Source organism: Burkholderia sp. JPY481, from assembly GCF_038900515.1.
Classification (GTDB): Bacteria; Pseudomonadota; Gammaproteobacteria; order Burkholderiales; family Burkholderiaceae; genus Paraburkholderia; species Paraburkholderia youngii.
Genome location: NZ_JAYMRT010000010.1, coordinates 89,271 through 109,467 on the forward strand (window position 1 = coordinate 89,271; position 20,197 = coordinate 109,467).

22 protein-coding genes are annotated in these 20,197 nt (G+C 62.3%); 9 read left to right on the forward strand and 13 right to left on the reverse strand.

The annotated features are described in order from the left end of the window. The first annotated feature begins 10 nt into the window (after positions 1-10). Positions 11-913 carry a LysR family transcriptional regulator gene (locus VSR82_RS23205; RefSeq protein WP_429463295.1) on the forward strand — a complete coding sequence of 301 codons (903 nt, stop codon included), beginning with the start codon at positions 11-13 and terminating at the stop codon, positions 911-913. A 29-nt stretch (positions 914-942) separates the two neighbouring features. Here VSR82_RS23205 and VSR82_RS23210 read toward each other — a convergent pair whose 3' ends face one another. Beyond that, positions 943-2,493, reverse strand: a complete 1,551-nt coding sequence (locus VSR82_RS23210; protein ID WP_498858125.1) for a bifunctional AfsR/SARP family transcriptional regulator/alpha/beta hydrolase — start codon at positions 2,491-2,493, stop codon at positions 943-945. A 119-nt stretch (positions 2,494-2,612) separates the two neighbouring features. Here VSR82_RS23210 and VSR82_RS23215 point away from each other — a divergent pair, with 119 nt between their 5' ends. Further along, positions 2,613-4,004, forward strand: a complete 1,392-nt coding sequence (locus VSR82_RS23215; protein WP_429463291.1) for an FAD-dependent oxidoreductase — start codon at positions 2,613-2,615, stop codon at positions 4,002-4,004. Positions 4,005-4,117: 113 nt separating this feature from the next. Then, on the forward strand, positions 4,118-4,414 hold the full coding sequence (locus VSR82_RS23220) for a hypothetical protein (protein WP_429463289.1): 297 nt from the start codon (positions 4,118-4,120) through the stop codon (positions 4,412-4,414). A gap of 38 nt (positions 4,415-4,452) precedes the next feature. On the opposite strand, the gene VSR82_RS23225 is transcribed toward VSR82_RS23220, so the two are convergent. The 3 genes from VSR82_RS23225 to VSR82_RS23235 all read right to left on the reverse strand — a co-directional run bounded on the left by VSR82_RS23225 (position 4,453) and on the right by VSR82_RS23235 (position 6,407). Then, positions 4,453-5,121, reverse strand: a complete 669-nt coding sequence (locus tag VSR82_RS23225; protein ID WP_410850875.1) for a response regulator transcription factor — start codon at positions 5,119-5,121, stop codon at positions 4,453-4,455. Between the two features lie 18 nt (positions 5,122-5,139). Continuing rightward, the gene (locus tag VSR82_RS23230; protein WP_429463682.1) at positions 5,140-6,045 is read right to left on the reverse strand and encodes a S1C family serine protease; all 906 of its coding nucleotides are present in this window, start codon (positions 6,043-6,045) and stop codon (positions 5,140-5,142) included. Positions 6,046-6,197: 152 nt separating this feature from the next. Further along, positions 6,198-6,407 carry a hypothetical protein gene (locus tag VSR82_RS23235; RefSeq protein ID WP_410850876.1) on the reverse strand — a complete coding sequence of 70 codons (210 nt, stop codon included), beginning with the start codon at positions 6,405-6,407 and terminating at the stop codon, positions 6,198-6,200. A gap of 163 nt (positions 6,408-6,570) precedes the next feature. On the opposite strand from VSR82_RS23235, the gene VSR82_RS23240 reads away from it, so the two are divergent. Together VSR82_RS23240 and VSR82_RS23245 are read left to right on the forward strand one after the other, a co-directional pair. Beyond that, entirely contained in the window at positions 6,571-6,993 is a 423-nt protein-coding gene (locus tag VSR82_RS23240) for an ACT domain-containing protein (RefSeq protein WP_368581389.1), read from the forward strand. 161 nt (positions 6,994-7,154) lie between these two features. Continuing rightward, the gene (locus VSR82_RS23245) at positions 7,155-7,532 is read left to right on the forward strand and encodes a hypothetical protein (RefSeq protein WP_410850877.1); all 378 of its coding nucleotides are present in this window, start codon (positions 7,155-7,157) and stop codon (positions 7,530-7,532) included. A gap of 15 nt (positions 7,533-7,547) precedes the next feature. Here VSR82_RS23245 and VSR82_RS23250 read toward each other — a convergent pair whose 3' ends face one another. After that, on the reverse strand, positions 7,548-10,328 hold the full coding sequence (locus VSR82_RS23250; RefSeq protein WP_429463284.1) for a UPF0182 family membrane protein: 2,781 nt from the start codon (positions 10,326-10,328) through the stop codon (positions 7,548-7,550). A gap of 225 nt (positions 10,329-10,553) precedes the next feature. Here VSR82_RS23250 and VSR82_RS23255 point away from each other — a divergent pair, with 225 nt between their 5' ends. Then, entirely contained in the window at positions 10,554-11,138 is a 585-nt protein-coding gene (locus VSR82_RS23255; protein WP_498858097.1) for a glutathione binding-like protein, read from the forward strand. A gap of 123 nt (positions 11,139-11,261) precedes the next feature. Here VSR82_RS23255 and VSR82_RS23260 read toward each other — a convergent pair whose 3' ends face one another. From VSR82_RS23260 to VSR82_RS23270, 3 genes are all read right to left on the reverse strand, one after another. Further along, positions 11,262-11,834 (reverse strand): OsmC family protein, encoded by a 573-nt coding sequence (locus VSR82_RS23260; RefSeq protein ID WP_429463282.1) that lies wholly within the window; start codon positions 11,832-11,834, stop codon positions 11,262-11,264. A 42-nt stretch (positions 11,835-11,876) separates the two neighbouring features. Further along, complete coding sequence (locus tag VSR82_RS23265) at positions 11,877-12,809, reverse strand: hypothetical protein (protein WP_429463280.1); 933 nt, start codon at positions 12,807-12,809, stop codon at positions 11,877-11,879. A gap of 228 nt (positions 12,810-13,037) precedes the next feature. After that, the gene (locus tag VSR82_RS23270) at positions 13,038-14,081 is read right to left on the reverse strand and encodes an AraC family transcriptional regulator (RefSeq protein WP_498858098.1); all 1,044 of its coding nucleotides are present in this window, start codon (positions 14,079-14,081) and stop codon (positions 13,038-13,040) included. A 381-nt stretch (positions 14,082-14,462) separates the two neighbouring features. On the opposite strand from VSR82_RS23270, the gene VSR82_RS23275 reads away from it, so the two are divergent. Both VSR82_RS23275 and VSR82_RS23280 read left to right on the forward strand, forming a co-directional pair. Continuing rightward, positions 14,463-14,627: a hypothetical protein gene (locus VSR82_RS23275; RefSeq protein ID WP_429463275.1), complete on the forward strand. Its 165-nt coding sequence runs from the start codon at positions 14,463-14,465 to the stop codon at positions 14,625-14,627. A gap of 213 nt (positions 14,628-14,840) precedes the next feature. Continuing rightward, positions 14,841-15,557: a transposase gene (locus tag VSR82_RS23280; RefSeq protein WP_368581381.1), complete on the forward strand. Its 717-nt coding sequence runs from the start codon at positions 14,841-14,843 to the stop codon at positions 15,555-15,557. A gap of 23 nt (positions 15,558-15,580) precedes the next feature. Here the strand turns inward: VSR82_RS23280 and VSR82_RS23285 are convergent, their stop codons facing one another. Next, on the reverse strand, positions 15,581-15,802 hold the full coding sequence (locus VSR82_RS23285; RefSeq protein ID WP_368581380.1) for a hypothetical protein: 222 nt from the start codon (positions 15,800-15,802) through the stop codon (positions 15,581-15,583). A gap of 379 nt (positions 15,803-16,181) precedes the next feature. On the opposite strand from VSR82_RS23285, the gene VSR82_RS23290 reads away from it, so the two are divergent. Next, positions 16,182-16,769: a BPSL1445 family SYLF domain-containing lipoprotein gene (locus tag VSR82_RS23290; protein ID WP_410850881.1), complete on the forward strand. Its 588-nt coding sequence runs from the start codon at positions 16,182-16,184 to the stop codon at positions 16,767-16,769. Positions 16,770-16,830: 61 nt separating this feature from the next. On the opposite strand, the gene VSR82_RS23295 is transcribed toward VSR82_RS23290, so the two are convergent. From VSR82_RS23295 to VSR82_RS23310, 4 genes are all read right to left on the reverse strand, one after another. Next, positions 16,831-18,054 (reverse strand): polysaccharide pyruvyl transferase family protein, encoded by a 1,224-nt coding sequence (locus VSR82_RS23295; RefSeq protein ID WP_429463272.1) that lies wholly within the window; start codon positions 18,052-18,054, stop codon positions 16,831-16,833. Beyond that, positions 18,051-19,109 carry a lysylphosphatidylglycerol synthase domain-containing protein gene (locus tag VSR82_RS23300; protein ID WP_429463270.1) on the reverse strand — a complete coding sequence of 353 codons (1,059 nt, stop codon included), beginning with the start codon at positions 19,107-19,109 and terminating at the stop codon, positions 18,051-18,053. Before VSR82_RS23300 ends, VSR82_RS23295 begins: the two co-directional genes overlap by 4 nt. Positions 19,110-19,231: 122 nt before the next feature. Beyond that, the gene (locus VSR82_RS23305; RefSeq protein WP_410850884.1) at positions 19,232-19,429 is read right to left on the reverse strand and encodes a hypothetical protein; all 198 of its coding nucleotides are present in this window, start codon (positions 19,427-19,429) and stop codon (positions 19,232-19,234) included. A gap of 107 nt (positions 19,430-19,536) precedes the next feature. After that, positions 19,537-20,082: a phasin family protein gene (locus tag VSR82_RS23310; protein ID WP_429463268.1), complete on the reverse strand. Its 546-nt coding sequence runs from the start codon at positions 20,080-20,082 to the stop codon at positions 19,537-19,539. Positions 20,083-20,197: the final 115 nt, after the last annotated feature.

The following is a 20,197-nucleotide window of genomic DNA, read 5'->3' on the forward strand; positions in this document are numbered from 1 at the left end:
ACCCAATTCGATGGATCAACTCGATGGCGTAGCGGTCTTTGTCAAGGTGATCGAAGCCGGCAGCTTTACGGTTGCGGCCGAACGCATGCACCTTACGCGGTCGGCCGTCGGCAAAGTGATAGCGAAGCTCGAGGCTCGCCTCGGCGTACGTCTGCTTCAGCGCACGACGCGTAGCCAGACACTGACGGAGGCGGGGCGCAGCTACTACGATCGATGCGTCCGGGCGCTTGCCGAGTTGGACGCCGCCGAAGCCGAACTGGAGACCGGATACAGCGAGCCACGCGGGCGCCTGCGGGTCAGCGCGCCGCTCGCATTCGGCCACCATTGCGTCGCTCCGGTGTTGTTCGGACTGGCACGCAAGCACCCCACACTACAGATCGACATCTCGTTTACAGACCGGGCAGTCGATCTCGTCGAGGAAAACATCGATCTTGCGGTGCGCATCGGCGATTTGCGCGACAGCACGAGCCTCGCCGCACGGCATCTCGGCGTTCAGGAAACGAGCATCGGAGCGGCCCCGGCCTATCTTGCGCGGCATGGGACGCCCGTCGATATCGACGATTTCGCGAAGCATGCGGGCATCGCCTACTCGCGCGCCGGTGCGATGTCGCCGTGGCGCGTACTCGACACGGACGGGATTGAACGCGAATTGCTGATCAAGCCGCAACTGAGCCTGGACGATATCCAGGCGATTGCCGGAGCAGGCGTCGCCGGTCTGGGGCTCGTGCAGTTGCCATGCTGGTTGCTGACACGATATGTGATGACGGGCGAACTCGTCGCGGTGAGGGAGCGTTGCGGCGTGCGACCACAGGACATCCACGCGGTGTGGCCGAACACGCGATATCTTCCGTCGAAGACTCGTTGCGCCATCGATGCACTGGTTGCGGAGATCCCACCAATGATTCTCCGTTGAGGTGCGTCAAGCATCCAGGACCGATTCAGTCATGCAGCCAGACTGCCAACGAATTGTCTGATGCTGGTCAGCACGGCTGCCTGGTCGCCCGCGAAAACCCAGTGATCCGCGCCGTCGAGTTCGACGTATCGTGCGTGCGCGATGTGGCTGGCAAGATGCCGGCCAGCGCCGATCCGAACGGCGTGGTCGTCGTGACGGTGCAGCACCAGAGTCGGAGCCGCAATCCGGCCCAGCAGATCCCGCACATCCATATCGCGCAACGCCTCGAGCACGCCCTTGAGCGCTCCCGGGCTCGACGCGGCCCGCAGCAAACCTGCCCACCAAGCTCGCGCCTGGGGGTCACGAGACAGGCTCGGCGCGAACGTTTCGATGCCCGCGGGGCCGCCCCACGCCGCGACGAGTTGCTGGAGCCACGCGTCGTACTGGCTAGCCCGCAGCGCGTGCGGATAGTCGGGTGCCGCGCTTCCCTTCGCCAGCGAGCCAAACAGGACGAGACCGATGACTCGATCGGGATGATCGGCGGCAAATTTGATGCACGCCGGACCACCCTCGGACGCACCGAACAACACCACCCGGCGGCTTCCGGCGGCGTCGAGCACCGTGCCGATGTCCTGCGCGGTTGCGTCGACGCCGGGGTTGAAGCCGACACGATCGGAAAGCCCGATACCGCGACGATCGAGCAGGATGAGCCGGCCCATCTCAGCGAGAGAGGACAGGAACGCCCGGCACCGTGGCTCCTCCCAGATCCGTTCGACGTGGGACACGAAACCAGGCAGCAGCAACACATCGATGCGGCCGGCGCCGTAGGTCTGGAACGCGAGATGGACGCCGCCGCCGAGGACATAACGGGTCGGCGGCGGCGCCTCGATCGGCAATGCGATGACGGCGTTCAGCAGCGCACGGGTCTCGGTTTCGGGCGCCACATCGAGCGTGTCGCGAAGGCGCTGGGTCAGCGCATCGAAGTGGCGCTCGGCCGTAGCCCGATCACCGGCGAGCAGCAGATTGCGAATCAGATGCCGCGCGTACGCTTCGCTGAGCGGGTCCAGCGCAACGAGACGGCCCGCGTGCGCTGCCGCAGCCGCGTAGTCGCCTGCCGCATGCCTGTCTTGCACCACCCGCTCAAGCGCGTTGATCGCCCTGCCCCGCAAGGCCTCACGGCGAAAGAAAGCCCACTCGTCGAACTGCGGGCAATCGCCGGGTGAAAAACCTTCGAGAAAGTCGCCCGAATATTGACGGCATGCCCGCTCGAACTCTCCTACATCGCAGGCTTGCTCGAACAGTTGCGAATCGATATGCAGGTCGATCGCCGATGACCATCGAAGCGTCGACCGGTCGGTGGTGAGGACGTCGCCGCCCAGCGTCAGCTGGAGGCGGTACATCAGGCGCCGCAGCCGCACCCGTACGACATCTTCGCTGCTATCCGGCCACAACATGGTCGCGACGACGTCGCGTCCGACCGGCCCCTTCGCTTCGGCCAGATAGATCAGCAGGGCCAGGCCTTTGCGCAAGCCTATCGGACACGGCTGGTCGTCCCGACGAATCTCCGGAAAACCAAGCGTCCGCACGTTGAACAGAGCCATCGTCATGCAAGCCTCCATGACGGCGTCGAGGGGACGCTCAGGGGACGCGTCGATCCTACCATGCACGCCAGACGATCATCGCTGCACTCATTGCGGCGGATCGCACCGGAGGATTTGCCATGAAGAACCTGGGTAAGCATGCGATCGTGATAGGCGCCGGAATGGGTGGGCTGCTGGCCGCGCGCGCGCTGTCGGATTTCTATTCCACCGTGACCGTGCTCGAACGCGATGCGTTTCCGGCAGAGGACAGCTGGCGCAAAGGCGTCCCGCAGGGCCGTCACACACATGGGCTGCTTGCCCGCGGCAGCGCGGTGCTCGAGGAGTTCTTTCCCGGATACAACAACGAGGTCGTCACGCAAAGCGGCGGGTTGCTCGGCGATGTCGTGAACGACCTGCTCTGGATCGGCCGCAACGTCACGCTTGCCAATGGCAACAGCGATTTGACCGGCCTTCTCGCGAGCCGTCCGGTGCTCGAAGGCCATCTGCGACGGCGGCTTCTGGCACTGCCGAATGTGCGCGCCATCGAGAACTGCGCGGTGCGAGGGCTCGCCAGCGACTCCGCCCGCGAGCGCGTGACGGGTGTGCGCATACGCGCCGAAGGCAAGCCCGAAGAGACCCTCGACGCGGATCTCGTCGTCGATGCGAGTGGACGCGGTTCGTCCAGCGCGACGTGGCTCGCGGTGCTCGGCTACCCGGCTCCCGTCAGCGAGAAGGTCGAGGTCGGCATCGGCTACACGACCCGCACCTATCGACGTCGGCCGACCGATCTCGACGGCAAGCTCGGCATCATCGTCGCCGGTAGTGCGCCGAACTGGCGAAACGGCGTGATCCTCGCACAGGAGAACGACAGTTGGATCGTCAGTACCGGCGGCTTTCTCGGCGACGAGGCGCCCGATAACGATGAGGGCTTTCTCGCGTATCTGGCGACGCTGCCGACCATGGAAATTCATGACATCGTCGCCGCAGCCCAGCCGTTGAGCGGCTACAGGCGCTACCGCTACGTCCACAGCTTGCGACGTCGCTACGAGAAGCTTGCACGCTTTCCCGGCAACTACCTGGTGTTCGGTGACGCAATCTGCAGCTTCAACCCGGTCTACGGACAGGGCATGACGGTCGCGGCGCAGGAGGCGCTGACGCTGCAACGGTGCCTGCTGCGCGCAGGCGCGCACGATCTTGCGCGGCGATTCTTCACGGAGGCCGCGAAAATCGTCGACGTTGCATGGGATATCGCGGTCGGCAACGACCTTCGCAATCCGCTCATCGAGGGCCGGCGGCCGCCGATGCTACGTTTCATCAACCGGTATATCGGCTGGCTTCACGTTGCCGCGACCCGCGACAGCGCATTGGCAACCGCGTTTCTGAAGGTCGTCAACCTGATGGTTCCACCGCCGTCGCTGCTGAGGCCGGCCATTGCCTGGCGCGTCTGGCGAGGCAACCGAAGCTCTGCGTCACCGCTTTCTCGCTCGCAATCGAGCGAGCCGCCCGCTAACGAGCGAATTGAACTAACGTAGATCAGGCAAGCCCAGCCATACCTGCATGCGCGAGTCCGCGCGGGTGCAGTTCCTGCCAAGACGGCCCCTTCCGTCGAAGCTTCCATTGATGATTGCGTCGAAAGGAGTACGACATGATCGGTGTATTCGTTACGTTTCGCTACGGCGACAATTTCGATGAACGAGCTGTGCGGACGATTGCCGAGACCGCACGTGGGGGGTTCGAGGGAATGCCGGGGCTACGTTCAAAGGCTTTCACGCTCAATTCCGCAAAGCGTGAAGCCACGAACTTCTACGTTTGGGACTCGGAGGACGCAGCCAAAGCGTTCTTCACCGATGAGCTCCGCGATCGGGTAACCGGTCTTTACGGTGTACGCCCCGACGTCGAATTCGTGCAGATTGCCGCGCTCGTGGAAAACGCTCGAACATGACATCGTGCAGCGTCGCGGGTAGACCAACACGAGATTGTCTACACCATGATGAATCCGTGCCGCATGCCGAGCATCACCGCCTCGGTGCGGTTGGTCGCACCGAGTTTGCCGAAGATGGACGACAGGTGGAATTTCACCGTGTTATCCGAGATGTCGAGTTGCCGCGCGATCTCCTTGTTGCCGAGTCCGTCGGCGAGCATCGCCAGCACTTCGATCTCTCGTAACGTCAACGCTTCGAACGTGTCGCCGGGTGCCTTCTGGCGCGACGGTCTCGTTTCGGCGAGCAGCCTTGCGAGGATGTCGGGCGTCAGCACGCAAAGGCCCGCGGCGACGGCTTCGATGGACGCGACGATTTCGGCTGGCATCGCGTTGCGCGGCAGGATGGCCGCCGCGTCGGCGAGCAGCGCATCGAGCATCCAGTCGCTGTCCGGGTCGTCGCTCAACAGCACGAGCGACGGCGACGCGTGCGAGAGTTCGAGCAGAGTCTTGAGCGCGTCGCTTGCCTCCGGCGCGATGTCGGTGACGATCACATCCGGCACCGAACCGGCGAGGCAATCGACGAGCTTTTCGGCGTCGGCTGCGCTACCCAGGAACTTGAGTGCCGGGTTCGCCTCGACAAGCGCTTGCAGGCTCGCGCGCTCTTGCCACGATGCCGCAATCACGGCGACCCGCAAAGGCGCTGTCTGTCCTGTCTGTCCATCCGACATTTCGTCCCTTCCCGGACCTCATCTGCACGAATTCCGTTGGGGCCGTTCGCCCACCGTGACCGAACACGCGTGGCGTTCGCCACCTCGAATCAAGGCGATCTGCAACTGCTGCCCAACGCTTGCCGAACCCAGCGCGGCACTGACGTCGCCCATGTCGCGGCAAGCCTTGCCGTCCAGTTCGATCAGTACATCGCCTATCAGCACGCCCGCCTGCTCCGCAGGGCCGCCCGGCGCAAGCGAGTTGATCAACAGGCCACTGCCGAACGACAGGTTCATTTCCTTGACCCAGGCTTCCGGCAGGCCGACCCGCTGCGTGCCGACACCAAGGTAGCCCCGCGACACGCGCCCTTTCGCCAGCAGTTCATCGGCGACGCGCTCCACGGTCGTCCCCGGAATCACGATGCCGGCGCCGCGCATCAGCGCCGACGTGCAGATGCCGACGACCTGCCCGCGCATATCCGCGAGGGCCGCCCCGGAGAAACCAGGGCGCAGGCCGCCGTCCAGTCGCACGAACGCATCGAGTTGTCCGCCTCTCCACGTGCGCCAGGCTCCCCCTACGCCGCCGATCACGCCAAAATCAGCGCTAACGCCGGAATCGTCCGCACGGGCGACGGCGAGCGCAAGATGACCCGGCTTCAGTGAGTGGGCATCGCCAGAATCGATCGGGTCGAGATCGACGCCGTCCAGTTTCAGCACGCCGACGTCGGAGCCCGGGTCCAGGCCCGCGAGGACCGCGGCGACCGTGCGGCCGTCGGTCAATGTGACTTCGATTCCTTCCTCACGCCTGATCGTGTGTGCGGCCGTCACGACGACGCCACGTCGCCAGATTACGCCGCTCGACGGCATGCGATGCCGGCCGTGTACCGCCACGACACTCCGCCCTACACGCGCGACGATGTCCGCCAGATTGTCCGAGAGATCCATCAAAGGATTGCCGCTCGAGGATGTGGTTTCCATTTCAAGCCCCCTGCCCATTGCGTGATGACGACGGATTCACAATGACAGAACCACGGGGGGCGCACACCACCCGAATGGGTAGCCGGGTAGATGCAGTTCGGACCTATTTCAACCCGCGCCTAGCGTCGCCCGCTACGGCCCCATACATAGCGCACCCATCGCTGCCAGCGGCTTTGCGGAGGAGCGGGCGCGTGGCGTGCAGTCTGCGCTTCGCGGTCGCGCTGGGCGGACTTCCGCACCTGTTCGTGGATCTGCCTCAAGCTCATGCCGCCTGGGCCTTTCAGCTCGTCGGGATCGGTAGCGGGATCGTCATCGGGATCGTCTGTCATCAGAGTCGCCTGTTGGTGAAGAGGCGACTTGATCTTGATACAGATGCCCAGCAGGAGCAAGTTGGACGCGGATCGCCGACCGGTGCGCCGTCCAACGGGCCTTGCCCGCCTGCCGTTCGTGAAGTAGATTTTTCTAATGAGGTTCGAGCCGGGAGGGACGGCCATGGAACTGAGTGTGGAACATGTCGAGGTTTGGGCAGCTACCATCGACGACAAACCGGGAGGTCTTGCGAAAGTCTTAAGCGTCTTGCGGGATGCTGGTGCCGACTTGCAGTTCATCGTGGCGCGTCGCACGCCAGAGGCATCGGGTAAGGGAGTCGTGTTCGTCGCTCCGCTACAGGGAGACAGTGTGACCCGCGCCGCCACCCAGGCGGGGTTCAGCGTCACGCCGAGCCTTCACTCCATCCGTGTAATGGGTCTGGACCAGTTGGGCATCATCGCGCAATTGAGCCAGATGCTGGCGGATGGCGGGATCAATCTCCGCGGCGTGTCGGCCGCTGTACTTGGCACGCAGTTCATCGCTTATCTCGCGCTCGACTCGCTGGACGACGCCGAAAAGGCGATTGACCTTCTACAAAGGGCCTGAAGTACCCGTACCGGACTGCGGACCGGCTTGGCTCTTGCTGGCAGCGAATCGCGATGCCGGTACCGAGGTCGGCAGGGATGAAGACACCGACGACCACAAGGCGGGTGCTTTGGGCGCTCTCGCTTTGCATTGTTGCGACTTGCATCGCAATTGGCGGGGTATTGCTGTTCGAGCTGTTGGTGGTCGGCCGTGCCGTCAGCGATTTCCGTCGGGACGCGGATCTCGCGCAGGTGGGCATCGCACGTGGCGAGCCGGCTACGCTCGAGGAGCGCATCAACCCGCCCTATCTGAAGCGGTACGGCCTGGACCGCAACCTGTATAAGGACATTCACGGAAACTTTTCGCCGACCGGCGCCGACTGGCGGCAATGGGGGCTGCGAACCAAGGTCGCGGCCACCGTGATGTGGCTGGGTCACGATCCACCGGGAACGTGGTGGACCTACGTTCAGATCAGGTGCGTTGATCGGTTTCCGGAAGCTCACACCGACAGCGAGCCGATCGTCGATGTTGCCGACGCTTGCCTCGGCGAGCCGCATTGATCGACGCACAGGCATTCAACGGCCTGTTCCCTGTCCCGCTGGTGATTTTTGATCATCGGAACGGCCAGCACCGAGCGCCTCGAGCAACGGCCGCAGCGCATTCAGTTCCGCGCCGAAGCCGCTCCAGTCTTCCGCCTTCAATCGCTCGATGGCGCGGTCGTAGTGAGCAAGTGCCTCTCGCGCGCGAGCATCCACCGTGCCCCGGGACGGCGATGACGCTCGCGCGGTCTGCTGGAATAGCGCCGCCAGCGCTTGATCCAGCGTATCCTCCATCACCACACGGTCGCCATAGGCGGCAATCACTCTCTTCATCTCCGGCAACTGACCGGACGCCGCGCGCAAATAGAGCGGAGAAACGTAGAGGATCGAGTTCTCGATCGGCACGACTACAAGATGACCGCGAATGACGCGTGAGCCCATCTGGTTCCACAGCGAGATCTGCTGCGAGATCTCGGTATTCTGCTGAATGCGCGCTTCGATCTGAAACGGCCCGTAGACCAGCTTGTCCTTCGGAAACGTATACACGATGAGCTTGCCGTACCCGGGCTGATCGCAGCGCGCCGCGAGCCACGCAATCATGTTCTCCCGCTGGCTCGGCACCATCGGCAGCATCAGAATGAACTCGGCGCGCGGATCGCCGGGGAGTCGCATGATCGTGTAATACGGCGGCATGGTACTGGCGGAGCTTCCGCCATCCATGCCGACCAGTTCCTGAGGAAACTGCCACAGGTCCTCGCGGTTGTAGAACACTTCCGGCGCATCCATGTGATACGCGCGGTAGAGCTGCGCCTGGATCAGGAACAGATCTTCGGGGTAGCGGATATGCTGCCGTTGACCCGCTGGCATCGCGTCCAAAGGCTTGAACATACCGGGGAAGATGCGCTCGTATGTGCGCAAGAGCGGGTCGGCGGGATCGCTGGCGTAGAAATCGACCGTGCCGTCATACGCATCGACCACGACCTTGACCGCGTTTCGAATGTAATTGGCGTTTTCGCCGAAACCGGGCCGGGAGTACGGAAACCACCGGCTGACGGTGTAGGCGTCCTGGATCCAGAACAGCCGCCCATCGCTCGCGACGACATAGGGGTCATGGTCGAGAGTCAGGAACGGCGCGATCGTCCGCACGCGGTCCTGAATGTTGCGGTGAAGCAGTATCCGGCTCTGGTCAGTGATATAGCCGCTCAGCAAAATGTTCGGATCGTCGAGCTGCCAGGCGAAGAGACTGCGGCGCCCCACACCGCCGAGCGTGACGCCGTCGCGCCCGCTATACCTCGTGTATGCATTGGTCGGCCTGCGCGGATAGTCGAACTCAGCTACGTTGCCGTTTACGATCACATAGTCCTGGCGGCCTTCACTGAAATACAGACGTGGTTCGCGAATGGCCGGGCCGCCGCTGGAGACGGGCGGAATATCGTGCAGATAGAAAGACGGTAAGCCTTCAGTGGACTTCTCGGTGACTGGCGACATCACGACGCCGATGCCGTGAGTAAAGATAAGGTGCAGGTTCACCCAGGTTTGGGCGTTGGATGGAAGCATCGCCGGGTCGAGTTCGCGCGCCGACAGCACCACCTGTCTGTATCCGCTATCGAGCTGATAGCGGTCGATGTCCACCGAAAGAAACTTGTAGTAAGTCCTGATCTCCTGCAACTGTGCGTAAGTGTCCATCAGCGGTGGCACATCCCATAGCCGGATGTTGTCGATGGTCGCCCGATTGGCCTGCAGCGAGTCGAGCGTCAATCCCTGCTCGGCCTCGAACGGTTTGACCTCGATGTTTGCGAGGCCGTATGCCTGTCGCGTTAGCGCGATCGTATGCTCGATATAGGGTGTTTCCAGTTTCAGCTCGCTCGGCTTGACATAGAAGCGCTGAAACAGCGATGGGTAGATCTCGGCGAACACAATCGAACTGCCGAATACGAGCAATGCGAGAACGACGGGCTGCAGATGGCTGCGCCGGCGCATGTTGATGCACAGGGCAACGGACGAGGCGGCTCCAAGGCCGATAAGCATCCACAGGACCGGCAACTCGACGTGGACATCGGTATAGCTCGCGCCGACCACGACGCCGTTGTCGCCATAGAGCAGCAGAAAGCGGTCGAGCCACCACGACCACGCCTTCACCGCAAAGAACAACCCGAGCAATGCGGAGCCATGAGTGATAGCGGCGGCCGACAGCGTGCGTGGTGGCCGCTCCAGCGCAATGTCGCCGCGCAACGCGTAGACCGCACCTGCCACGGCCGCGCTCCAGAACACTAGCTGCAGCAGCCAGTTCTTCAGAGCGACATACGCGGGGAGCGAGAAAAGATAAAAGCCGATGTCCCTGTCGAAGATCGGATCGCGCGCGCCAACAGGCACCTGATAAATGAAGCGAAGCGCGATGTCCCAGCTCGAAGCTTCGCTAGCGGCGACAACCAGCCCCAGGACGATCGCGGCGCAGGCAATACTGGCGCGCCAGGGAACGTGCGGCGCGATCAGTTCCGACAGTTCGACCGCAACCTCGCTCGCATGCGACGGATCGGCCGCTTGCGCTCGCAAGACATCGACGCGCCTCGCGTAACGATGCGCCAACATCCCCGACAGCCAGATCGCGCACGCCGAGATTACGAACACAGCCGCAAACAGCAGCACCCGCGCGGAAAGGAGGGTCCAGAAAACGCCACCATAGCCGACCGAGGAGAACCACAGCCAGTCGACGAGGACGCCGGTGATGCGGCCGACGACGATCAGCGCAACGACCACGGCCGCCACCGCGATTGCATAACGTCTCAGACGCACGCCGGACTTCACTTCCGACCGCATAGTCCCTCCTGTGCGTTGGCCGTCGCCGATGCCGTGCTGCGGTTGTGATCCTGGTTCGGATGGGCCGGGTCAGACAGCTTGAATTATTGTAGGAGCCATAGTCAGAATACTAGTGACCCTAGTTTCTACATGCTATCGAGTCCGCCGGACGGTTTCTCTGGCGGCGGCACACCCTTTGCTGCGATGAAACGGTCGAGTTCATTTCAAGAAAGGGGGACCCCTACCATGAAGCTCTACTATTCGCCTGGTGCCTGCAGCCTCGCCGACCATATCGCAATGCATGAGGCCGACCTCACTTTCGACAGGGTTCGCGTCGATTTGAAGTCGAAGCAGACCGAAACGGGGGAGCAGTTCAATCAGATCAATCCAAAAAGCTACGTCCCAACCCTCGAGATGGATGATGGTCAGCGGCTTACCGAGAATGTCGCGATTCTTTCGTGGGTCGCACAGCGCAAGCCTGCGCTTGCGCCCAATAGCGAACCTGGCAACCTGCGCCTGCTCGAGATGCTCGCGTTCATTTCGACAGAAATCCACAAGCAGTTCGGCCGTGTTTTCAAGCCCACTTCGGATGCTGAAGCAACGGCAGCGCGTGAGAAGCTCGGTCAACGCTTTCAGTTGATCGCCACCATGTTCAGGGGTGACTACCTGTTCGGCAGCGAAGCGAGTGTGGCTGATGCCTATTTGTTCACCATGCTGCTCTGGGCTAAAAAGATGGGTATCGAAGTGCCCGAGAAACTGGCAACCTTTGCCGAACTCATGCGCGCGCGTCCGGCCGTCCAGCTTGCGATGAAGCACGAGGGACTGGAATGATGAAGCACCGACCGTCGCCGCGCCCGCCAATGATTGTCTTCACCGCCTCGTAAGGTCCACGCCAGGCAAACGCGGCGCGGCGAAAACCATCCGGTCCTCGCCGCGCGCGTCACGCCTTGCCATTCACTCGACGACGAACGTCGCTTTCAACGCAACCGCATTCGCCAGGTTGTAGACGTTCGGAGACGTCGCCATCACCGCGTCGTGCACTTCCGCGAATTGCTCCCTGGTGCCGTTGCCCTTGATACGAACGGTGTAACGCAAACTCTCGTAGCCGTTCGCGACCTGCGGATCGAGCCCGAGAAACCCCCTCAGGTCGATGTCGCCTTCCGTTTCGATTTCGAGCGATTGCAGCGTGATCCCGCGAACCGCGCATTGCGCGACGTAGCCCACCGTCATGCACGCGTTCAACGCCGCGATCAGATGTTCCTGGGGATTCGCAAACCGGTTCGATCCGCCGAGTTCGCAAGGCTCGTCGATATCTATCGTGAATCGGCGCGGCACACGCTGGCCGCCGATCGAGAACCCGTCGACCTCCGCGCGACTATGCGTCTGGCCCTGCCAGACGGTCGCGACGCGCCAGCTGGACGCGGCTTTCGACACATCGCGCCTGACGTCGTCGATCAGCGCGAGCAGATCGTCGACGTTGAGTCCGTTGACGATATGCGCTTCGGTAGGCTGTACATTGGCATTCATATTTCTCTCCTTTAGCTGGATGAGTCGTGTGCGTCCGCGCGCTCAATGCATCGTGGCGAGGACCGCCCGGATGCGCGTCCCCTGCTCTTCGGAGACGAGCCCATCGAGCACTTCCGCGAAATGAGGATGATGCATACCGGAATGGAGGTACTGCCACCGGTAAGCGTGATGGAAATTCGCTTCGATCGACATGGCTTCGGCCTCGACTACGGCACGCCCGCAGTTCGCGATGAAATAGCGCGAGTCCGCTGCCGCCTGCACGCGCAAAATGCCGTCGAACGCGGTCAGCAGTTCGATGAACTCGTTGACCGCGTGATCGCGCGCCGCATCCGTCAGCGTAGCGTCGTGGCGTTTCCATTCGAGCTCGTCGAGAATCGCGTGCTGACTTTCTTCCTTCCAGTGGTAGAGAAATACATCTTTGAACAGCTCGGATAGCTGATCGTCAGGATGAATGCTCTGGCGGTAGTGAATCTGCGAGAACAGTTCGATATGCAGCGTCATGGCCAGCACCGCCCACGTGCTCTTGCCGAGGACCACGGCGGCAAGCGCATCGGGATCGACGTCGAAGCGATAACCGGCGGGCAGCGTTTCGCCGATCATTCGTTCGATGCGCCGAAACAGCGCCTGGTGTTTGAGCTCTTCGTCGCTGAAGCGCACCAGCGCTTCGAGCGCGACCTGATCGCCGAGCCAGTAGTCTCGGCTCACTTCCAGCACCTTGGCATTGATGAAGCGCTCGACCAGCCCGAATACGTTCGCGTAGGTGCGCCCCTGAATCTGGCTAACGAACCGCTTTTCCGCGTCCGACAGCGTGATGAAATCCGGCACCAGCGAGAGTCCGTCCGGCAAATACTTCTGGGACATATCGAAGGTACGGCCTCCGATCACATCACGGTCGATATCCCAATTGACCAATTTCGAAGCGCGAATGCATCGGGCGTAGCGATCGCGATCGGACAGCCGCAATACTGCGTTCATAGAAGTTCTCCCAATGTGGACCGCTGCGCGGTCCGGCGTTGAGCGTCGGTTCGCCGGGCGGAGCCAGTCGAATGGTCTGGCTTTCCGGCACGCTCAATTTACGATTGGGAGTCTGGAGGTTCTATGATCGAGTCGCCGCGCGATATGACTGAAACGCCGTTTCTTCTCGCTGCTTGCACGGATCGACAGACGAGGTCGTCGAGCCGGCACGGCGCCTCCTGGCAGACATCACCGGTCCGGCATTGCGGCGAGGCCACCCGGATGTTGCGAGGGCTGCGCTGATGTTGCCGCGCCGTTGGGCTGTCCCTTGCTCTTGCGCCAGCCGGCAGGCGGCATGCCGAATTCGCGTCTGAACGCGCGACTGAACGCGGCTTCCGACTCATAGCCGATCTGTTCCGCCACAGCGTTGAGCGGCTTGCTACCGGTCAGAAGTTCGTGCGCCGCAATCTGCATGCGCCATCTGGCGAGGTATTGCATCGGCGGCTGCCCCAGTAGATCGGTAAAGCGTTGCGCCAACGCGGAACGCGACAGGCCCACTTTGCGCGCAAGCTCCTCGACGGTCCACGCATGCGCCGACTGCGCATGAAGCAGCGAAAGCGCGCGCCCAACGTAGCGGTCACGCACGCCGGCCAGCCACCCGGTATGGTTCTCAGGCAGCGCTTCGATACAGCTGCGGATCGCTTCGACGAAAAGCAGTTCCGATAGCCTGGCAAGCACGATCGTGCCGCCCGCGCGCGACTCGGCCGCTTCGGCGGCAGCAAGTTTGAGAGACGACTCGAGCCATGCCGCGCGCGGATCCTGGCGCATGTCGATCTTGAAGAGTCGTGGCAGCGCCGAGAGCAGCGGATTGTTCAAAGTATCGTCGCAGGCCAGAAAGCCGCACACGATGCGCGTCACAGCGCCCCCGCCGCCATGGGACAGCGTCATCACTTCACCGGGTGCTGTCGCCATCTGCCCGGCCAGCAGCGAGTCCGACGGCACCGGAGATAAGCCGATCGCGCTGCCCATGATGTGCGTTTCCCCTTGGGGCACCACGATCAGTTCGCCGGCATGGACGTGAATGGCCGAACCGGGATCGCCGGCCAGCTTCGCCCAGCAACTCCCCTCTGTGATCAGATGATAGGAAACGACGCGCTCGGAAGGCGGCAAATAAGCGCCGCAGAGCGATGCATCGGTGCGGCCGATCAGACACCACGGCGCGGTGAATGTCCCGTTCAGAAACACGGCGCCGCTCAGACGAACGGCGCGCAGAACATCAGAGACTGCATCCATGGATAGCTCGCGTGAAATGCGATTTCCCGGGCGAGAAACCTGGCCGTCGCGCAATCGCGAGGACGGCCAAGGGCTACATGTTATACCCGCTATCTCACGCGATGACAAATTCCTTACCGATGTTTTCGCGAAGCTTATGAAGCATTTTGCGGGTCGGCTGGAGACTCGCGCAATGCGTCGGCGAGAAGTGGACGATCGGTCAAGAAACATCGACTCACGGGCAGGACGGCAGCGGCATGTCGCAGGCAGAGTTCACGACAGGAAGGAACATCACGGATCGACGTCATCCGTACTTCGGCAGTCAAGCCTTCCTCGGACTTTTAGAACCTGGCGCGTCGCTGAACTGACTGCTTCGCGCGAACACTACAGCGTGAGATACCGATGAAAAGCCTGATAAGCCGTGCGATCTACCACCCGATCATTGCGCTTTCCGTTTTCTATCTGGTCGACGTTATGCATCACGTCGACTACAGCGTCGCCGGCGCGTTGCTGGTGCTGACCACCAAGACGGTCTCGCGTGTTTTAAGTCTTTTCGACAAGGGATAGACCTGGGATACGAAGCGGCGCCGTAATTCAGCGGTGACATAAAAGGTGCTGGCTGCGATCGGCAAATCAGCGAAAAGAGGCCAGAAAAATGGCCTTTTCGCGATGCAAATGCGCGGAGATGATCGATAGAATTTTCTGTAGCGCGTTACGCACCATGACGCGTCCGATATCTGTGGGATCGCGTTCCCACAGCGGATTTCCGGTTAATTCAGCATGACACGGCTCGCACGGCACTACGTCCCCGAACAACCGCAACACGTTATCTTGCAGGGAATCGCGGGCCCTGCATTCCTGGACGAGGGAGACTACCTGTACTTCCTCGCCTGTCTGGCAGACGCCGCGCGCGTCGCCGATCTGGCAGTCCACGCGTGGGTGCTCATGCCTGACGCGGTCCAGTTCCTCGTCACGCCTTCATACGAATCGAGCGTGGCCATGGCGATGCAGGCAGTGTGCCGCCGCTATGTCGAGACCTTCAACCGCCGCCATGGACGCCGCGGTGCGGTGTGGCGCGGCGGGTACCGGGCGACGGTGATCGAGCCCGAGCGGTATTTCCTGCTCACGAGCCAGGTCATCGATCAGGCGCCGGTGCGCAAGCGTCTTGTTGCCGACCCGGCAAACTACCAGTGGTCGAGTTGCGCGCACCACATTGGGTCGCGTGTGGATAGCTTCATCAAGGATCACGCGCTGTACCGGGCGCTCGGCAATACGCCGTTCGAGCGCCAACAGGCTTACCGCGATCTGGGCGCGCAGCCGCTCGACGAATGCGAGGTCGATAACCTGATGCAGGCGACGCTCAACGGCTGGGTGCTCGGCAGCGCCGCGTATTGCGAGTGGGCGGCGCGGACAGCCAATCGGCGTTTGATGCCACTACTGCTGCGCGACCGCCCGTCCACGGTTCGCACGGCACGCGCGCTCGCACACGTGGGCTAAGCAAAGGAGAAACGAAACGGAATTCAGTCTTTCTGCTGTCCGGCCATTTCCGTGGCCACTTGAATTCCGTTGTCCAACGCGGTTTCCTCCAGAGCGTAAGCGATACCCGGTTGATGGCGCACTTCCTTGATCACGTTCCGAGAACGGTCGATGTGGATGATTTCAAATGTGTAGCCACCTTCCGCTACCCCAATGGTTACGATCCGGTATGTATGGTTGCCTTTAGTGATCGTTCTAGTGGGCATCGATACCTCGCGTCCGCGTCATGTTTCTCCTCCATCCGATAAGCCATTTCATTCCGAACTCGATTTGCTCGAAAAGCCTTCGACCAAACTCAGCTCGGCCAGCGTTCAATCTATGAAGTGCGGATTAAGGCAGGCTTAAAGTTTCGATTCGCAAATTGCGCGATTCGACGCATGTCGACGCAATACCCGTGCTGCCCCTTACATACAATAGCGAGGTCATCTTCTACGATCAGGTGGTGACTGAATGCACGGCTTATTCGTTCAAGGCGACAGGCAGTCGGTCCCGCAGCAGTCAACGCAATTGGCAAGTGTCGGTGGAATATATTCCTTCAACCATTGCAGCATCACGGGTCCGACCGTGAACCACGATGGAGGCAGCATGCGCAGAAGAAGCTTCTTACAAACAGGTGCCGCGGTTCTGGCAGTCGCGGGTGTGGCGCTGAGCGGGTCTGCGGTCACGTTGAGTGACGCCGTTGCCGCCGAATCCAACGCATCGAAGCGGCAGGTCATCGATGCGAAGGTCAACGAGACCCTGACGCGGCTGTTCGAGACGGTCAAAGGTTCAAGAGAACTCGTCGACAAGGCGAACGGCGTACTCGTGTTCCCGTCCGTGCTCAAGGTCGGCTTCATCGCGGGTGGCCAATACGGTGAAGGCGCTTTGCGGGTGCACGGGAAATCGGTCGGCTACTTCAAGACGATATCGGGATCGTTCGGGTTGCAGGCGGGCGCGCAGTCGAAGGCCATGATCTTTCTGTTCATGACGCAAGAGGCGCTCGACAGCTTTCGCAAATCCAATGGATGGTCGGTCGGTGGCGAAGGTTCGGTCGCGCTCGTGAAGGTCGGAGCGAACGGCACGATCGATACGACAACGGCCACCGAACCCGTTCAGGCGATCGTGCTGACGAATTCAGGTCTGATGGCTGACGTGTCGCTGGCCGGCACGAAGGTTTCTCGACTGAAAATCTGACGGCATTGCTTGCGGCGTTTGTCTGACAGGGCTTTGCGCTCGTCGCGCAGGGCCCCGGATTTCACGCGCAACACATCGCAACTCGCATCTGTGCGAACCCCTCGCGGTAGCGCGCGGCGAGGTGTGTGGCCGTCCGCCCCAGCAACGCCCGGTCGATCGTCAGCGCATCGAGCATTGCTTCCGAAAGCGCCTCGATCCCGACGCTGCCCGGCACGCCCGCTGGCTCCCACGTCGCGGCAAACGCGGACTGTTTCGTCGCGTCATGCGCGCGCGCCGGATGAACGAAATTCACCCGCGGCACGCCGAACGCCATCGCGACGATCCGTCCGTGCAGGCTGCTTCCCGCATAGGCCGCGGCATCGGCGATCAGTGCGCAGATGTCCCATATCTCCAGCGAACGGAAGAGTTGAGTACGTGAGACCTTCATCCGTGCTGCAATCCGTTCGTAGCACGCCATATCGTCATGCCAGGGCGCGGCACCCGCTCGGAAAAAGACGCTACCAAGCCCGCTCTCGTTCGACACGCGATCGAGCTCGCTCGCTAGCACACCGAGCGTTCTATCGTCGCCGAAGTCCGCACTGAACTGCACGGCGACATATCCGTCCGGAAACGCCCGCAGCAAATTCGCCACGCCGCTCCGCTCTTTGCGAGCGCGAATGGTCGCGCCGAACAACTCGGCCACCATCACCGCCGGGTCCGGCACGAGCCGCGCGACAATGCCCGCCGCGGCGAGCCCGTTCTGCGTGTGGACGTCGCGCACGCTGACGTCGTCGGCTTGCGTGAGCTTCGCGAGGACTTCTGCTCGCATGCAGGGGTCCAGCCGCTCGACATCGACGCCGCCAACCGCTTGATAAATGACGCTCGACGCAAAGGGAAACATCTCACGGGACGCCATGTAGGGAGCAAGCGCATCGAGACCCGTCAGCGCACGTGCCCATGCGCGTCGCTCATCGTGATGTGCATCCAGTCGCGCGATGATCTTCCGTGCCTCGTCCCGCGGCAGCAGCATCACCGCCGCCTCCCAGTCGCCGCAAGTCAGGATCTCGCCGCCTGCGTGCACGATATGCACGCGGTCCTTGCCGCGTTCGGCGGCCAATTGCGCGAGCGCCTGTACAGCGTGACCGCCGTGGACGCGCAGGTCGCGCTGCGCGAGGCCGGCGAAGATCACGTCATCGCGCGCAAGCAGTCTTGCGACGACGTGAGGGAACAGCAGATCACCCAGGTTGTGGCGATCGAAGGCGCCGAACAGCACTACCGCATCATGTTTTCCAGTGTCTCGCATCATGATTTGCGACCGACCCTCTGCGAAGGGCGGCTACGGTGCTCACCGGGATCCTCTGCGGCGCCACCTGCCGCCGCACCGGCTGGAGCCCGCCGCTTGTCGCGCCATTCCTCCACCTGCCACGCAATCAGCCCCGGCAGAAAGACGATGATGTCACGAAAACGGCGCGCACCCGCGAGCGCCAGGCATAGCTGCGGAGGAAAACCAAGCACCGTACCGATTAGCAGAAACCCACCTTCCTGAACGCCGAGCGCGCCAGGCACAAAGAACGCGATGCTGCTGAGCGCCTGGATCAGCGACTCGAGCACGAGTGCCTGCAGGAAACCTGCTTTGGCCGACAGAAAATAGAGCGCGAGCCATAGCTCGAGCGCGGTCGCGATGCATTGGAGTGATTGCCAGATGAGCAGGTAACGGATGATCACGCCAGGCTGATGCCAGAGCTCGCTGATCGACTGATCGATGCGGACCGACTCGCCGACGAGCGAGCGGAATTTGCCGCTGGTGATGCGATTGAACAGCTTCGTCAGACGGGCGAACGGACTCGCGCGCTGCACGAACGAAAACGCCAGAAGCAGAACCGCCAGAATGGCGATGCCGCCTCCGAGCCTGGCCGCAAGGTGCAACGCCGCGGCGCCCGCATGGGCGATCAGATAGCCGATTGCCGCAATGGCGAACAGCATTTCGCTGATCAGCGTCAGTTGCAGATCGACGACGAGGCTCGCCATGGCGGGGGCCGGCTCCATGCCCCATTTGCGCATCATGCGAAAGGTCACGACTTCGCCGCCCACTCGGGCGACGGGCAACATGCCGTTCACGGACTCCCGAATCCAGACGAGGCGCAGTACGGCGAACAGATTCGGGCGTATCGGGCCGCGCATCAGCATCTGCCAATTCCTCGCGTTGGCGAGCATCGGCAGAACATGGACCATCCCTGCAAGCGCGAGCCCGGCGCCGGCCGCGCGCATCAAACCGAGCACCTTCTGCGCGTCGACGTGCCACACGAGCCAGACGGCAATAGCCAGGCCGGCAAGTGCGGCAACCCGGGCGAGATATTTCATAAGCTGGTGGCAGCATCCTGTCGGATGTTTTCAGGTATCGAACCGCGAGCCTCGGTTCGAGCTGCCGCATAATTCGTTCCCCGCGCCGGGAGAATGCTGTGTTATTTGCTGTCTTGCACGAGTCAACGGACCCTTGCGAACGCCCGTAGCACAGCGTCGCCACGCGGCGTCACGTGAGGAAGCCGGAATCCCGAGCCAGCTGGCTCATTCGCGATCAATTGCAGTTCGCGCAGCGCGCCAAGTTCTACCCGATCCGAATCGATTCGTTCAGGCGCATCCTTCAACAGCAGCAGCGTGGCCACTTCGTGCGGGCTCAACATATCGCTTACCTCGCGGCAGGAAGAAACAACGGGTGACCAGATCCGGCCACGGCTGCATCGGCAGCACGCGAGAACCAGACCCGGCAGAATTTGTGGAAGCCTGTCGCCTATCGTGTCGACGAGCGGCGTGCGCGAGGCGGACTTCGGCGTTCCGGCGTGTCGGGGGTTGGCTTTGCAACGCGCTCGAGAATGGCACGGACCATTTCCTCTACGTCTGCTTCGGCGACGGACTCGCCGTCCCGCTGCTCCTGCGGCGGCACGAGGTCCTCGCTCAGCGTCGCGTCGATGCTCGTTGCGCAGGCCGGCTGCTCAGCGCACAGGGTGCCCTCGTGGAGCTGATGCCCGTCGTCGTGATTGCTGCCGGCGCGGCACGGCGCGATGGTTTCCGACGCGATGTCCATCCAGCCGCGCGTGTAACCGGTGAACTGCAGGACGAGCCAAGGCATCACATCGGCCTGGCGTCTGATCAGCTGTTCAGGTGTCTGGGCGCGCAATAGGCTTTCCCAGTGCAGCGCGGCACCTGTGACCGCGGACCTGCACGCATCGACGTTCAACCTCATCAGCGCGCAAAAGCCGGCGACGAACTGGTTCGGCAGTTGCGACACGTCGGTCGAAACGGATAGGGCAAATGGCATCTGTTTTGGGCTGCTCACGGGATATCTCTCAGGTTCTCGCGGACACGGTGATCGCTGCCACTGCGATTCGTGAAGGTTGTTCCCACGCCGGGCCGTCGGTCGGGCAGACGGTCTGAAGCCGTCTTAGAGCAGT